Source organism: Sphingomonas sp. P2_B6 (genome assembly GCF_056404755.1).
This window is the reverse complement of record NZ_JBFUDK010000020.1, coordinates 1-15,051: the sequence shown is the minus strand read 5'-3', so window position 1 is coordinate 15,051 and position 15,051 is coordinate 1. Positions and strand designations below refer to the sequence as shown.

15 protein-coding genes and 1 pseudogene are annotated in these 15,051 nt (G+C 66.6%); 5 read left to right on the top strand and 11 right to left on the bottom strand.

The genetic code is table 11. The annotated features are described in order from the left end of the window. Positions 1-84: 84 nt before the first annotated feature. From AC1DX5_RS21620 to AC1DX5_RS21595, 6 genes are all read right to left on the bottom strand, one after another. The gene (locus AC1DX5_RS21620; protein ID WP_478017322.1) at positions 85-948 is read right to left on the bottom strand and encodes a hypothetical protein; all 864 of its coding nucleotides are present in this window, start codon (positions 946-948) and stop codon (positions 85-87) included. A 65-nt stretch (positions 949-1,013) separates the two neighbouring features. After that, positions 1,014-2,006, bottom strand: coding sequence for a hypothetical protein (locus tag AC1DX5_RS21615; RefSeq protein WP_478017321.1), 993 nt, complete (start codon positions 2,004-2,006; stop codon positions 1,014-1,016). A 27-nt stretch (positions 2,007-2,033) separates the two neighbouring features. After that, complete coding sequence (locus tag AC1DX5_RS21610; protein WP_478017320.1) at positions 2,034-3,230, bottom strand: exo-beta-N-acetylmuramidase NamZ family protein; 1,197 nt, start codon at positions 3,228-3,230, stop codon at positions 2,034-2,036. Beyond that, the gene (locus tag AC1DX5_RS21605; RefSeq protein ID WP_478017319.1) at positions 3,227-3,823 is read right to left on the bottom strand and encodes a DOMON-like domain-containing protein; all 597 of its coding nucleotides are present in this window, start codon (positions 3,821-3,823) and stop codon (positions 3,227-3,229) included. Before AC1DX5_RS21605 ends, AC1DX5_RS21610 begins: the two co-directional genes overlap by 4 nt. A 158-nt stretch (positions 3,824-3,981) precedes the next feature. Beyond that, positions 3,982-4,089, bottom strand: a complete 108-nt coding sequence (locus AC1DX5_RS21600) for a GIY-YIG nuclease family protein (protein WP_478017367.1) — start codon at positions 4,087-4,089, stop codon at positions 3,982-3,984. Positions 4,090-4,192: 103 nt separating this feature from the next. After that, a complete protein-coding gene (locus AC1DX5_RS21595; RefSeq protein WP_465172875.1) occupies positions 4,193-4,594 on the bottom strand; it encodes a DUF1761 domain-containing protein in 402 nt (133 codons plus the stop codon). 128 nt (positions 4,595-4,722) lie between these two features. Between AC1DX5_RS21595 and rimO the strand changes: the two genes are divergently transcribed. Then, on the top strand, positions 4,723-6,051 hold the full coding sequence (gene rimO, locus AC1DX5_RS21590) for a 30S ribosomal protein S12 methylthiotransferase RimO (RefSeq protein WP_478017318.1): 1,329 nt from the start codon (positions 4,723-4,725) through the stop codon (positions 6,049-6,051). 52 nt (positions 6,052-6,103) lie between these two features. Here rimO and AC1DX5_RS21585 read toward each other — a convergent pair whose 3' ends face one another. After that, positions 6,104-6,367 (bottom strand): hypothetical protein, encoded by a 264-nt coding sequence (locus AC1DX5_RS21585; protein ID WP_465172873.1) that lies wholly within the window; start codon positions 6,365-6,367, stop codon positions 6,104-6,106. A 264-nt stretch (positions 6,368-6,631) separates the two neighbouring features. On the opposite strand from AC1DX5_RS21585, the gene AC1DX5_RS21580 reads away from it, so the two are divergent. Next, on the top strand, positions 6,632-6,973 hold the full coding sequence (locus AC1DX5_RS21580) for a hypothetical protein (RefSeq protein ID WP_465172872.1): 342 nt from the start codon (positions 6,632-6,634) through the stop codon (positions 6,971-6,973). Here the strand turns inward: AC1DX5_RS21580 and AC1DX5_RS21575 are convergent. The 3 genes from AC1DX5_RS21575 to AC1DX5_RS21565 form a co-directional block, all read right to left on the bottom strand. Beyond that, complete coding sequence (locus tag AC1DX5_RS21575; protein WP_465172871.1) at positions 6,970-7,755, bottom strand: ceramidase domain-containing protein; 786 nt, start codon at positions 7,753-7,755, stop codon at positions 6,970-6,972. The genes AC1DX5_RS21580 and AC1DX5_RS21575 overlap by 4 nt on opposite strands. A gap of 63 nt (positions 7,756-7,818) precedes the next feature. Continuing rightward, positions 7,819-8,676 (bottom strand): dienelactone hydrolase family protein, encoded by an 858-nt coding sequence (locus tag AC1DX5_RS21570; RefSeq protein WP_465172870.1) that lies wholly within the window; start codon positions 8,674-8,676, stop codon positions 7,819-7,821. Positions 8,677-8,757: 81 nt separating this feature from the next. Continuing rightward, entirely contained in the window at positions 8,758-11,139 is a 2,382-nt protein-coding gene (locus tag AC1DX5_RS21565) for a membrane-bound PQQ-dependent dehydrogenase, glucose/quinate/shikimate family (RefSeq protein WP_478017317.1), read from the bottom strand. A gap of 147 nt (positions 11,140-11,286) precedes the next feature. Here AC1DX5_RS21565 and AC1DX5_RS21560 point away from each other — a divergent pair, with 147 nt between their 5' ends. Both AC1DX5_RS21560 and AC1DX5_RS21555 read left to right on the top strand, forming a co-directional pair. Continuing rightward, positions 11,287-12,690 carry a serine hydrolase domain-containing protein gene (locus tag AC1DX5_RS21560; protein WP_478017366.1) on the top strand — a complete coding sequence of 468 codons (1,404 nt, stop codon included), beginning with the start codon at positions 11,287-11,289 and terminating at the stop codon, positions 12,688-12,690. Continuing rightward, entirely contained in the window at positions 12,690-14,072 is a 1,383-nt protein-coding gene (locus AC1DX5_RS21555) for a leucyl aminopeptidase family protein (protein WP_478017316.1), read from the top strand. Before AC1DX5_RS21560 ends, AC1DX5_RS21555 begins: the two co-directional genes overlap by 1 nt. A 158-nt stretch (positions 14,073-14,230) precedes the next feature. Here the strand turns inward: AC1DX5_RS21555 and AC1DX5_RS21550 are convergent, their stop codons facing one another. Further along, a complete protein-coding gene (locus AC1DX5_RS21550; RefSeq protein ID WP_478017315.1) occupies positions 14,231-14,620 on the bottom strand; it encodes a cupredoxin domain-containing protein in 390 nt (129 codons plus the stop codon). Between the two features lie 138 nt (positions 14,621-14,758). Here AC1DX5_RS21550 and AC1DX5_RS21545 point away from each other — a divergent pair. After that, positions 14,759-14,926, top strand: a pseudogene (locus AC1DX5_RS21545) (transposase); the annotation flags it as partial. Between the last annotated feature and the right edge of the window lie 125 nt (positions 14,927-15,051).

The following is a 15,051-nucleotide window of genomic DNA, read 5'->3' as shown; positions in this document are numbered from 1 at the left end:
GTCTCCGAAGCGCTGAATATCACGACCATCGGGATGGCGGCTATGGTTCGCCCGGCGTGATCCATCTCGAATCGCTGGTTGACCTCACTTTCGCGCCGCGGCTTCGACCGCCCTTGCGATCGCGCTGATCTGATACCCCACCCGCCGGTTACCGGGCATCGCATAAAGTGCCTTCAGATAGGCGACATCCACGTCGGTCACGGATTGCGGCGGGCTCGCTTCGGGATCGAACAGGGTGAGGATCGTGCCGACCTTCGCCTCGCCTCCCACCGGCCGGGTCTTCGCCAGCGCGCGCATGGCGACATAATCGGCAAGCTGGATCACCGTCTTGCCGGCCATGACCGGCGAGTCGATCACCACTGTCGAGGTGTCGATGATCCGCTTGCTCGATGGATTGAGGATCGATGCGGTCTTCACGTTGAGTGAGGAAGGCCCCATCGGGTTGCTACTCGACGGCGCGGACAGGCGCTGGCCATCCTCGTTCACCGTGGCGGTCGCGCTCCATGCGCGTACCGGGCCGCCGCCATCGATCAGCCGGCGGATTTGCGTGGTCTCCAGCCCAGCGAGCAATTCGGGGTTGGTCGCCCGCATGCCCTTCACCAGCGCGCCGCCATCGGGCGTCGCGACCAGCGCGACATTGCCCGCACAGTCCTCCGGCGCCACCTCGGCACCCACTGCCTTTGCGACCTTGCGGATGCGCGCGACGATCTCGCGCGATATCTCGGGCGTGAATCCGATCACCATCGGGCACACGGGTGCCTCGAACCGGGCCACCTGGCCGTCGCTCTTGCCGGCGGTGATGCTGCTGACGAAACGGGTCGCCTCGTCGCGATCCAGCGGCTTGCGCGCGGTCACGACGACATCGTCCTGCGACGAATCCTGGGCGGCCGCCTGTGCTGCCCAGACCAGGCCGATCGCCATGGCGACACTCAATCCAACCTTACGCATCCCACGCTCTTTCCAAGGAAAATCGTGACTTTCCCCTGAACGTCCCGACGCCCGATGGCCAGCCGTTACGCAGCAGCCCTGGCCAATAATGCTTCAGCCAGCATCGGCTGTGCTGCGAACGCCCCGTCCTGCCAGCCCGGGACCAGCCGGTCGACCACCAGAATCAGCCCCAACCCCTCGTCCTGCGACCATTGTTTCCGCCCGCGCCGCACTGCCTTCAATGCCGTCCCCGGCGCGTAGACCTTGTTCGGCCCATCGACATAATATTTGTAGATCAGCCATTGGCCGAGCCCTTCCATCTGCAGGAAGATATCGTCGAGCGGCTTCCACTTCTCCTCCGGCCCGACGAACCACATCGCGTGCCGCACGCGCATCGCCGTCAGCGCCTTGCGCGCCAGCCGGCGCGCCTCGGCATCGGTCGGTGCCGCCGCGGCGGCATAGAGCAGGTCGGTCTCCGCCTGCCAGGCACTCACATAGGCGGGGTCGCCCTTGAATGCAGCCTGGATCGAATCGTCGTTGATGTCCTCGGGCAAACCATAGCGCTTGCTCAGCGCTGCCACCGCCGGGTTAGCGAAGGCGAATTGCCGCGTGTGCATCATCTCGTGCAGCAGCACGCCGTCCATCAGCGTTTCCAGGCCGAGTTCGCTCGTCACCCCGCCTTTCCGCCACACCGACGGCATACTCATCACGAAGAAGCCGCGCGGGTCTTTCGGATTCGGGCCCGCAAAGGACATCACGCCGACGGGCGCGCCGTTGCCGTCGGGCATCATCACCTTGCCGTGATGCAGCCGCCCGCGCCACCGGATCGGCGCGCCGGTGTGCGGCACGGCATTCGCCTGGCAGGTCGCATCGACTGCCACCACTTCCGGCATCGGCACGGCCGGCAGGTGAAGCATGTTGGTCTCGGCCCAGCGCCAATTGTCCAGCGCCTGTTCGGTCCACAACCGGTCGGCGGGTTGCAGCCGGCAAGCGCGTCCGTCACCTGCCACGGCCGATGCCGGCCCCATGGCTAGGCAAGCCAGAAGGCCAAGGTGCCGCATCCACATCATCGGTCGCATGCTCGCCTCCCCCGGTCCCGCGGCGCATCAATACAGCAGATAGGGCTTCCGCTCTTCCACCCAGGCGCTCTCGTCCGGGCGCGCTACAGCATCCAGGTCGCCCGCGACCGCCGCCGCGTCGTCGACCCATTCGCACAGGCCGGGCCCGCCATTGATCACGTCGATCGCCAGCTTGCCGAATTCATATTCGTACGGAAAATCGCGCCACAGGTCATAGTCGGGGTATAGCAGCCGGATCGCCTTGAACCCGAGCGCCTGTACCCGCCACGGCTGGAAGGCGTGATGGTCGTAGAACGGCCCCTCGGCATGGATATGCACGCCGTTGCAGAGCTTACCGACGTGCTTGTGAAAGGTCGGCTGGAACCAGATGTCGCGCAGCGCGCAGCCCTTCAGCCAGTCGGGTGCGAGCCGCCGCATCTCGGCAATCACCGCGCGCGCATCCACATCAGGCGCACCGAACAGTTCCAGGGGCCGCGTGGTGCCGCGCCCTTCCGACAAATTGGTGCCCTCCAGCATCACGGTACCGGCATAGGCCCGCGCCATGTTGACATTGGGCGCGTTCGGACTCGGGTTGATCCAGATCCGGTCGTCCGGCCAGCCGAAGCCCGGCGCGGCCTCGGGCGCCCAGCCCTCCATCTCGATCACGCGGTAATCGACATCAAGCCCCTTCAGCGCGACGAACCAGTGGCCGAGTTCGCCGAGCGTCATCCCGTGCCGCATCGGCATCGGCCCGGCGCCGACGAAACTCTCCCAGCCCGGCAACAGCGTCAGCCCCTCGACCGGACGTCCGGCCGGGTTGGGCCGGTCGAGCACTACGACTGTTTTGCCATGCTCGGCCGCCGCCTCGAGCACGTAGAGCAAGGTCGTGATGAAGGTGTAGATGCGGCAACCCAGGTCCTGCAGGTCGAACAGCATCACGTCGAAGGTGCCCATCGACTGGCCGGTCGGCCGGCGCACTTCGCCGTACAGGCTGAATACCGGCATGCCATAGGTCGGGTCAGTGAAGTCGGGCGACTCCATCATGTTATCCTGCAGGTCGCCGCGCACGCCGTGCTGCGGCCCGAACACCGCCGTCACATTCAGCCCGCTCGCCACCAGCGCGTCGAGCGAATGCGTGAGATCCGCCGTCACCGAGGCCGGATGGGCAAGCAAGGCGATACGCTTCCCCTCCAGCGGCGCACGCAGGGCGGGGTCGGCGAGTAGGCGATCGATACCGAATTTCATGGGGCGGTGGGTGCCGCGAGCCGTGCCGTAAAGCAATCCCGATCGTGGAAATCCTCCGGCCCCGTCGGATGCGCCAACGCCCAGAAGGACTTGGTCCCGTCGCGTTCCTCGATCACCGTGGTCAGCGCGACATCCCAGTCGACACCCGCCAGCCCTGACAAGTCGGCGGCCGCCCGCAATTCCGCGACCTCCGCCTCCGGCTGCCACATCACGTCACTCACCGCCGCACCGGCCGCGCGGCGCATCCCGGTACGATGATCGTCGAAATCATAGGCCGCCCATTGCGCCGACGGCGCGATATTGAGCTCCACATAGAGCGACGTCCCTTCGTGCCCGACAAAGGCCTCGAAGCAGCTATGCCGCCACAGCTCGTCCCTGAAGCCGGGCTCCGCCGGCTCGGGCCACAGCACATCGCCGATCGCGCCGGTAACGCGATAGGTCAGGCTCAGCCGGTTCCCATCCCGCCGCGCCGTGACCGCGATCGATCGTACCGCATTGCTCGGACAATCGGGGTGCGGGACGAGCGAAAACGATTCCCCCTGCCCTTCTTCCTTCCCCGGCGAAGGCCGGGGTCCAGTCGGGATGTCGGTCATGGTTGCGCGATCCGGTCGTAAAGGTCTTCCCAATCGGGATTGAGCCCCTCGATCTCACGCACCTTCCACGCCCGCTTCCATTCCTTCATCCGAACCTCTCGCACCCTCGCAGACTCAAGATCGCCGTGCATCTCGTACCAGACCAGCAACCGGCAATCCTATTTCTTCGTGGAGCCCGCAATAACGCCGTTACGATGCTCCCACGCACGCCGGATCAGATGGTTGGTCGAGCCAATGTAGATCGCGCCGTTTCGCCGGTTCGTCATGATGTAAACGTAGAATTGCTCTTCCATTCCAGCGTCCCCCAACTGGACCCCGGCCTTTGCCGGGGAGGGTTATGGTGGCAAGAGCGACATCCTCAAATGCCCCTTATAGCAGCGCGAAAACCACGCCCATCACCGCATAAATCACCAGCCAATACCCCGCATCGATCAGGAACAGCCGCAGCGACTGGCGCGAGAACAGATAGTTCACACCGATCGACGGCACGATGAAACCAAGCGCGATGCCGCCCGAGATCATCACCGACAGGCTCAGATCCGGCGCGCCGTAGGTGGTCAGCGTGTGATCGAGGATGAAGGCCGAGAACAGGTTGAGCAGGAAGGTCAGGCCGAAGATCATCGGCATGTTGGCGTTCTTCATCGCGTCGTCGCTCAGGCCGCGCGCTGCCTGCCACGCCTTGCCGAAGATCGGGCCGTACCACAGCCCGCCGACAAGAAACCCCGAAACCGCGGCGACCAGGATCGCCAGCCAGTGCACTTCCGTTCCCATCGTCCTTCTCCCCTCGTTTCGCCCACGGCACGATATGCCCGTTCTGGCCCGACTGGAAGTCGACTCTCCGGCCCATGAAGGCGATGACTGGAAAATCCCGCGCGATGCGCCTATGTGGCCCGTTCCCCATGGCAACGATTCTCCCCACCCCGCCGAAAATCGGCATGGTTTCGCTCGGCTGTCCGAAGAACCTGGTCGACAGCGAACGCATCCTGACCAAGCTCCGCTCGGACGGTTATGCGATGTCGCCCGACTATGCCGGTGCCGACGTCGTGCTCGTCAACACCTGCGGCTTCCTCGATTCCGCCAAGGAAGAAAGCCTCGAAGCGATCGGCGAAGCCATCGCCGAGAACGGCCGCGTCATCGTGACCGGCTGCATGGGCAAGGAAGCCGAGACGATCCGCGCGCGCTTCCCCAATGTCCTCGCCGTCACCGGCGCGCATCAATATGAGGAAGTGGTCGGCGCGGTGCATGAGGCAGCGCCGATGCCGCCCAGCGCCTTCCTCAACCTGGTGCCCGAAAGCGGCCTGAAGCTCACTCCGCGCCATTACAGCTATCTGAAGATCTCGGAGGGCTGCAACCATCGCTGCTCCTTCTGTATCATCCCGTCGCTGCGCGGCGACCTCGTCAGCCGCCGCCCCGACGCGATCCTGCGCGAAGCCGAGAAGCTGATCGAGGCCGGCACCAAGGAGTTGCTGGTCATCAGCCAGGACACCTCGGCCTACGGCGTCGACATCAGGCATCACCCACGCATGTGGCACGGCCATGAGGTCCGCGCGCACATGACCGATCTGTCGCGCGAGCTGGGCAAGCTCGGCGCCTGGGTCCGCCTGCACTATGTCTACCCTTATCCGCATGTCGACCAGGTCATCCCGCTAATGGCCGAGGGGCTGGTGCTGCCCTATCTCGACATCCCGTTCCAGCATGCCTCGCGCGCCGTGCTGAAGGCGATGCGCCGCCCGGCCAACGAGGCGAAGGTGCTGGAGCGCATCAGGAACTGGCGCACGATCGAGCCCGATATCGCGATCCGCTCGACCTTCGTCGTCGGCTTCCCCGGCGAGACCGAGGATGATTTCCGCTATCTGATGGACTGGCTGGAAGAAGCCCGGCTCGACCGGGTCGGCGCCTTCCGCTTCGAACCCGTGGAGGGCGCTGCGGCGAACGACCTGCCCGACCCGGTGCCCGAAGAGGTCAAGGAAGAGCGCTACGCCCGGCTGATGGAGCTGACCGCGCGCATCTCGGCGGAAAAGCTGGAAGCCAAGATCGGCCGCACGCTCGACGTGATCATCGACGCGGTCGATGGCGACGGCGCGACTGGCCGGTCCAAGGCGGATGCGCCGGAGATCGACGGCGAAGTGCATCTTCGCGATGCCGGCCATCTCCGCCAGGGCGATATCGTCCAGGTCGAGATCGAGGATGCCGACGAGCACGACCTGTTCGGCGTGCCTGTCGCGTAACCAAAAAGGGAGGCGGCGCCCTGACGGCCGCCACCTCCCCCTCCGATCGCGGTCAACCCCTGTTGGTTACGCCGCCGATACCATCGACAATGCTGCCGACCAGCACGCCGCCGGCAAAGCCGGTCAGGGCGCTGGCGAAGATCCCCGCCTCGCCGATCACCGGCGCGAAGACGGTGCCCGCGAGTACGCCGCCGATGGCCCCGGCAAGACCGACGATCCACCACCAGGGATCCGGCTGCGGCGGCCGTGGACCGCGCCACCAGCCGGGCCATTTAGTCCCGCACCACCCCATCATCGCCAAGAATGCATATCCCATGGACAACCTCTCCTGCGTCTCAAATGGCGGACATCGGTCCGACTGGCCGGTGTCTCGCGGGGAGCATCCTCTCATTTCGGGCGTATTCAAGTCATGTTGGCACCGATCTGAGGATTTTCGGGATGCAACTGGCATTCAACATGGCGCTTACTTGCTCACGACATGATATGGTCTTTCACCGTAACCAGTGTTTCCGTCGCTGCCGCATATTGACAGTGTATTGCTTAAACAATACACTTTCGCGACGATGACGAAGGGGTGACAATGGTCAAGACAGCGGTCCTGATGTCGGTGCTCGCGGCGACCCTCGCCGCCTGCGGCCCGGCGCATTTCGACGAGCTGGCCTATTCGGCCGATGTCGATGCGAATCAGAGCGTCGCTCTTTTCACCTGCCGCATATCGTCGAGCGGCAAGTGCGTCTTCCGCTTCGACGGCAATGCCAGCCCCTCCACCGCGACCGTCGCGGTGAACGAGACCGGGGCCGTCAGCGGAATCGGCCCCGGCACCAGCTATTGCGCGACGTCAGGCGCGGACGGCGCGACATGCCATCCCCAGACGCTCCAGGCAGGCAAGCAGACGATCCGCCACGTCAAGCGCAGCTCCTAGGCTTCGGCCCGCTCGCTGCGATAATAAGCGAAGGTCAGCCAGGTCGCGACGGCGCCGAGCAGGTGCCAGATCGCGTGCCCCTGGATCAAGCTGGACGGCGCACAGGCCAGCCCGTGCTGGTCGAGGTTCCAGATCGCGAAGGCGATCGCGTTGACCAGGATGCCGGCCAGATAGAAACGCAGCCGCACCCCCTGCCGACGGGGACGCGCAAGGCCGAGTTCGAGGACGATCGCCGCGATCAGCACCACCGCGAACAGCCAGCGCCGGACCTCGGGCGCGACGATCAACACCCCGACAAGAACGAGGCACAACAGCAGGTAGAGCGCGATCGCCTGCCCGTCCGCCATACGCCGCCAGCGAGCCAGCGCGCTCACCAGCAGGAACGACCCCACCAGATACATGCCGAGCACATCGAGGAACTGCCCCCACAAGGTCAGCGTCGCATGGAGCAGCACGGAGCCAAGCCCGACGATGATCGCGGTGATCCCGAAGGCGACCGCGGAAACCGGCGTCATCGCCGAATGCCAGGCCGGCGCGCGGGCCAGCACGATCATCAGGCACCCGGCAAACACGAAGCCCAGCGACGACCAGCTATTGGCCCGCTGGAGGATCAGCGCGCCGATGCGCGGCATCTCGCAGAAACATCGCGTCGCGGTGCAACTCGCCGGAGCATAGACGCTCCAGTCGGGGCCGAGCGCCAAAAGCAGCAAGACGATGCCGATCCCGGCAAGGGCAGTCGCCGCCAGGGCGATCGCCAATGGGCGCAGTCCTGTCTCCTGCATCGCTCTCCCCCTTTGGGGGAGGCTAGCGCGCGCGAGGCAGGTCGCCAAGCGCGCGCCGATCCGTCAGGCCAGGTTTGCCTTGTACAGCTTGAGCAACTCGCCCCACGCCTTTTCCGCGGCCGCCTCATTATAGGTCTGGCTGCCCGGCACGCACCAGCCATGGTCGGCGGGATAGACCTCGACCGTCGCGGGGCGCCCGGCGGCCTCGAACGCTTTTTTCAGCACGTCCTTCGCCTCGGGCTGGCGCGCATCGTCATTCTGGGCGACCGCGACCAGATAGGCCGCCTTGGTCTTCGGAATCAGCAGATGCGGGCTGGACGGCTCGGCGGTGACGAGCCCGCCGCCATGAAAGCTGCCGACCGCGCCGATCCGCCCCGGTACCGCAGCCGCCGTGCGGAACGACAATGGCCCGCCCATGCAATAGCCCTGCACGCCGACCTTCTTCTTTTTATTGGTCTGCGGTTGCTGGTCGAGAAAGGCGAGATAGGCGGCGGCATCCGTGTCGACGCCGGCGTCGGTCATCGCCTGGCGGAAGCCCATGACCTTGGCGCGGTCGTCCGGCTTGCTGAAATCGAACGCCCCGTCGACCACGGGCGCGCGCTTGCTGCGGTAAAAGGGGTTGGGCACGAGCACGACATAGCCTTCGTTCGACAGGCGCCGGCCCAGTTCGCGGAACACCGGGCGCAGGCCGAGAATGTCGGGCCAGACCACCACCGCCGGCCAGGGCCCCTTGCCCTTGGGGTAGAAGAGCGCGGCGTCGGCTTCGCCGTCGGCGGTCTTCACCGTCACGTCGGTCTCGACGACATTGTCCGCGAGCGCCGTCGTCGCCAGCCCGGCCACCGCCACGCCAGCGATCACGAACGCCCGGCGGGACAATGCGGACGTCTCTACCAGCCCTTGATGGATGTCGCTGTCACACATGCCGTCTCTCCCGGTTTTTGCGTGGCATCATTCGACGGGCGGCGTCGGCGCCTGTCAAGGGCTGTGGCGGCCCTATCGGCCCTAACTCCGCTGCGGCAGGGCATAGGCGATCACCTGGTCGCCGATCGGCGTCTCCATGAAATGATGCCCGCCGGTCACGATCACCAGATATTCGCGCCCGCCCTGTTCATAGACCATCGGCGTTGCCTGCCCGCCCGCCGGCAGCACGTCGGACCAGAGCGTCTTGCCCGTGCGCAGGTCGATCGCGCGGATCAGATTGTCGGTCGCCGCCGCGACGAACACCAGGCCGCCCGCCGTCACCACCGCACCGCCATTGTTCGGCGTGCCGATATGGAAGGGCAGCATCGAGGGGATGCCGAACGGCCCGTTGGTCCGCGCGGTGCCGAGCGGCCGGTCCCACAGGGTCTTGCCCGTGGCGATCTCGATCGCCCTGATCCCGCCATAAGGCGGCTGCTTGCAGAGGAGGCCGGTGAAGGGCATCCGCCAGCCGGCATTGACGTTGATCGCATAGGGCGTGTTCGCCTGCGGGTCGCCCGCGCCCTCGATGCCGCCGATCTTGCCGCGTGCCTGGTCGCGCGGCGTCCAGCCGCGCTTGTTCGCCTCGGCGCGCGGCACCAGCCGGACATAATTAGGCATGTCGTTGTAATTGGCGACGATCACCCCGCGCTGCGGATCGACCGCGATACCGCCCCAGTCGCTGCCGCCATTATAGCCGGGATATTCGATCGAGGGCCGATCAGCCTCGGGCGGCGTGAAGAAGCCCTTGTAGCTCGCCCGGTGGAACTGGATGCGGCAGATCATCTGGTCGATCGGCGACATGCCCCACATGTCGCGCTCGGTCAGCGCCGGCTTGCGCAGCGTCTGCCACAGCGAGACGATCTGGGTCGGCGCGCGCTGCTCGGGTTCGACCCCGCCGCCCGGCGCCCTGATCGTGCCCACCGGCGTCAGCGGCCGCCCGGTGCGACGGTCGAGCACATAGAGATCGCCCTGCTTCGACGGCAGCACCAGCGCCGGCGTGCCCTTGTAATCGATCAGCGTCGCCTGGCTGCCGAAGTCGTAATCCCACACATCCTTGTTCACCGCCTGGAAGCGCCAGCGCGGTTTGCCCGTCGTCACGTCGATCGCGACCAGCGAGGTGGCGAAGAAATTCTCCGCCGGGCGGCGCAGGCTCGAATAATAATCCGCCGTCGAATTGCCCATCGGCAGATAGACCAGGCCCAGCTGCTCGTCGCCCGACGCCGTGGTCCACATGTTCGGCGTGCCGCGCGTATAGGTCTGGCCCGCCGGCGGCATGCCGGTGATGTCGGGGCGCATCATGTCCCACGCCCAGCGCAGCTTGCCGGTCACCGCGTCATAGGCCTGGATCACGCCCGACGGCTCCCAGCGATCCTGTCCGTCGAGCACCTGGTGCCCGGTCACGATCACCCCGCGCACGATGGTCGGCGCGGAATTGATCGAGACATAGCCCGGCGGCACCGCGCCCATGCCGGCCTTGATGTCGACCTGCCCGCCCGTGCCGAAATCGGCACAGGGCTTGCCCGTCGCCGCGTCCAGCTCGAAAATCCGTCCGTCGAGCGTTCCCTCGACGATCCGCGCCGCGCAGGCCGATCCGGCGGCGGCGCCCGGCACCGCATAATAGCTCACCCCGCGGCAGGCCGCGGTATAGGGGATCGCGTCGTCCGCCACCTTGGGGTCGAAGCGCCAGCGTTCCTTGCCGGTCGCTGCGTCGAGCGCGATGGCGAGGTTCTTCGGGGTGCAGAGATACAGGCTGTCGCCGATCTTGAGCGGCGTGGTCTCCGCGCCATAGGTCCCGGCGATCGCCTTGCTCGACGGCATGTCGCCGGTATGGACCAGCCAGGCGCGCTTCAGCCCGCCGACATTGCCGTTGTTGATCTGCGCCAGCGGCGAGAAGCGCCGCGCGCTGTACGTGCCGCCATAGGCCGGCCAGTCGGGCCCGGTCGCCTGGCCCGAGGGGTCGGCGAACCCGGGCGATTGCGGCGCGGGCAGCGCGGCCACCGCCACATCATCGCGCGTGCCGAGCATGCCGAACAGCACCGCCGTCGCGACCAGCAGCACCGCAATCGCGCCCTGCGCGATGCGCCAGCGCTTCGGCGCACTCGACAGGGTCGGCATCACCGCCAGCACCGCCACCAGCAGCACGATCGGCGCGACGATGCGCGGTACCAGCGCCCAGACATTGGTCCCGACCTCGGCAAAGGCCCATAACAGGGTGAGCGCAACCACCGCGACATAGATCCAGCCGCCCAGCAGCCGCTGGCGCACCAGCAGCGCTCCGGCGGCGACCATCGCCGCGCCCGTCACCAGATAATAAAGCGACCCGCCCAGCACGGCGAGCCAGACCCCGCCGATGCTCAGCACCGCCCCGATCAGCGCGACGACGATGCCGATGATGGCGGCGATCCAGCTGTGACGGACCGGCATGACGATTTCCCTGTTGCCCCGCTCCATCCAAACCAGCGAAGGCACTGGTTGTTTCCATGACAAAATCGTCATCGCCGCCCCCTTCCCTTTGCGGCGCTAAGGTGAAAAGACGGGCTCCCCCGCCACTGGCAAGGTGACTGATTGACGATGCTGCTCCGCTCGACGCTGACTCTGGTCGCGCTATTCGCCGCGACCCCCGCTTTCGCCCAGGCCCTCACTGCCGAGGAGCGCGCCCAGGTCGACCGGATCGTCACGGACTCGCTGAAGGCGACCGACGTTCCCTCGGCCTCGATCGCGGTGGTGCGCGGCGGCGAGATCGTCTTCGCCAAGGCCTATGGCAAGCAGGCCGAGAACCAGCCCGTTCCGCGCGACGAGGCGCCGTACCAGATCGCGTCGGTCTCGAAGCAGTTCACCGCCGCGGCGCTGCTGCTGCTCCAGAAGGACGGCAAGCTCAGCCTCGACGACAGCGTCGCCAGATATGTCCCGGACATCACTGACGGCGACCGGATCAGCATCCGCCAGCTGCTCAGCCACACCTCGGGCCTGCAGGATTACTGGCCGCAGGATTACAGCTTCAAGGCCATGGCTACCCCGGTCACGCCCCAGGGCATCGTCGATCGCTGGGCGAAGAAGCCGCTCGATTTCGCGCCGGGCACGCAGTGGCAATATTCCAACACCGGCTATGTCGTCGCCGGCATGATCGTCGAGAAGGTCGCCGGCATGCCGCTGCTCGACTTCCTCGAGCTGCGCATCTTCAAGCCGCTCGGCATCACCGCCTACGATCAGGATCTCGCGATCGGCAAGGGCTTCCCCCAGGGCTATGGCCGCGCCGCGATGGGCCCGGTGCGCGTCGCTACCCCCGCAGCGCATGGCTGGCTGTTCGCCGCGGGCGAGCTGGCGATGAGCGCGCGCGACCTCGCGAAATGGGACGTCGCCCGGCTCGACCGCAAGATCCTCGCCCCCGACGACTGGATGCTGCAGGAAACCCCAGTCAAGCTGACTGACGGCAGCTCGACCGGCTATGGCCTGGGCGTCTCGATCGGCAGCGCCAATGGCCGCCGCTTCATCGAGCATAGCGGCGAGGCGGTCGGCTTCCTGTCCGAGAATATCGTCTATCCGGACGAGAAGGCGGCGATCGTCGTGCTGACCAACACCTGGTCGAGCGACGCCTTCATCTCGATCAGCCAGGCGCTCGCCCGGACCCTGCTCCCGCCCCTGCCCCCGGCCTCGGCCGATACCGCGGACGCCGCCGCGCTCGGCACCGCGCGGCGCGTGTTCGATCAGCTTCGCACCGGCGCGCTCGACCGCGCGCTGCTGACCGACAACGCCAATTATTATTTCACGAGCGTAACGCTCGACGACTATCGCGCGAGCCTGGTCCCGCTCGGCGATCCGGTAACCTTCGTCCAGACCGGCCGCGCCCGGCTGCGCGGCGGTTTCGTCGGCCGTTCCTACCGCGTCACCTATGCCAATCGCGCGCTGACCATCAGCAGCTATGCCGACCAGAGCGGCAAGATCGAACAATTCCTCATCACCCCGGTGCAACGCTGATGCCCACGAAACTGCTCCAGCCCGATCGCGGCCAGCCCGCGCAGGCGATCGAAATCGTCGAGGCCGACGGCTTCGAGGCGTGGATCAAGGCTCAGCCGCCCCGTATCCGCGCGGCGGTCGCGGCGCAGAAGCTCAGCGGCAAGGGCGGCGCCAAAGCGGGCGCCAGCGCGATCCTGCCCGGCGAGGCCGATGACTGGTCGGTCGTCCTGGTGGTGAAGCACGCCGCGCTCGGCGCCTGGGACCTCGCCAGGCTGGCTGAAACGCTGCCCGAGGGAAGCTACCGCCCCTCGCGCGATGCCGGCGCCGCGATGCTCGGCTGGGTGCTCGGACAATACCGGTTCGACCGTTACCGCAAGCCCGAGGGCGAGGGCCCGCGCATCCTGTTGTCGGGCGAGCCGGCGCGGTTCGAGGAGATCGTCCGCATCGCCACCGCCACCAACAAGGTGCGCGACCTGGTCAATATCGGCGCGTCCGATCTCGGCCCGGCCGAGCTCGAGACCGAGGTCGCGACTCTCGCCGAGGCGCATGGCGCGACGCTCCACGTCACCCGGGGCGAGGCGCTGGCCAAGGGTTATCCGATGGTCCACACCGTCGGCCAGGCCGCCGCCAAGGGCCGCGAGCCGCGCCTGATCGAGCTCGAATGGGGCGACCCGAAACACCCGCGCATCGCGATCATCGGCAAGGGCGTGTGCTTCGATTCCGGCGGGCTCGACATCAAGCCCTCCTCGGGCATGCGGCTGATGAAGAAGGACATGGGCGGCGCGGCGCACGCGCTGGCGCTGGCCGGGCTGGTCATGGCGGGACGGCTCGAGGTCCGGCTTCACCTGCTGATCCCCGCGGTCGAGAATGCCATTGCCGGCAATGCCTTCCGCCCCGGCGACGTGCTCAGAACGCGCAAGGGCCTGACCGTCGAGAACACCAATACCGATGCCGAGGGCCGGCTGATCCTCGGCGACGCGCTCACCCGCGCCGGCGAGGACAAGCCGGCGCTGATCCTCGATTTCGCGACCTTGACCGGCGCCGCGCGCGTCGCGGTCGGGCCCGATCTCCCGGCGACCTTCGTCAATGACGAGCCGCTGGCGGACGCGCTGTTCGCCGCCTCGCGCGCGGTGGACGACCCGCTGTGGCGCCTGCCGTTATGGGACGGCTATGATGAGATGCTCAAATCCGACATCGCCGACATGGTGAACTCCCCCGATGGCGGCTATGCCGGCGCGGTGACGGCAGCGTTGTTCCTCCGACGCTTCGTGCCCGAGGGCACCCCCTGGGCGCATCTCGACACCTTCGCCTGGCGCCCCGCCGCCAAGCCCGGCCGCCCCAAGGGCGGCGACGCCCTCGGCCTGCGCGCGACATGGGCGATGCTCAAGGCGAAATATAGCTGAGGCGCCACACATCCCCCGTTCGCCCTGAGCTTGTCGAAGCCTGTCCTGAGCGCCTGCCTTGGCAGGCAGTCGAAGGGGGCTGCTCTTCTAAGTCGCCAGCCATGAAGAAGGTTAGTCGACGGGCTCGGCACGAACGGGTGAAGATGTAGGACCGGGCCCTACTGAACCACGATCGTCCCGGTCATCCCGAAGGTCGAATGCAYGAAATGCGTGCAATGCGCCTCGTAGCGGCCGGCCACAGGCGCGGTCAGGTGCACATCGGCCGACTGGCCGCCGTCCAGCGCGATCTTGCCCTTGGCGATCGCCGCCCGATCCTCCGGCGCGACGCGCGCCGCGTCGAAGAACGCCTTGGCCTCGAAATCATGCCCGCCCTTCACCTGGTTGACGACGTGCAGCACATAGGGCTGGCCGTGCTGCAGGGTGATCGTGTCGGGCGTGAACTTGAAGTTGGACAGGTCGATCTCGACCCGCTGCGCGTTGCCCTGTGCGGGCGCCTGCGCCCCGGCCAGGGCAAGCAGCGCGACGGCGGAGAGAATGAGCGGTTTCATGTGGCGATACTCCGAACGGGCACCCCTGCCGATGCCTCAATAGGAGCGCGCTGCCGGTGCGTTCAACCATATCTTGGTTGGGGGCATTCTCGCCCTGCCCCCGCGGCGCAACGGATGTCACTGAATACCGTGCCGGCCGGCGACGTCGCCATCATGGATAAACTGAGCAGTCACAAACGGCTCGCCATCCGTAAGGCGATCCGCAGCGCCGACGCCAGGCTGTTGTTCCTGCCGCCCTACAACCCCGATCTCGATCCGATCGAGCAGGTCTTCGCCAAGCTCACGCACCTGATGCTCAAAGCCGCTGCAGCGGATCAGCCATCCCGGCGAAGGTTGGTTCGAGAAGGATCTGGCGTCTCTGTTCCTCGACCTTGCGCAACGGCTATCCGAAATAGAAGTCGTCGGGTGTCAGCGCCTCGAGAATCCCGCCC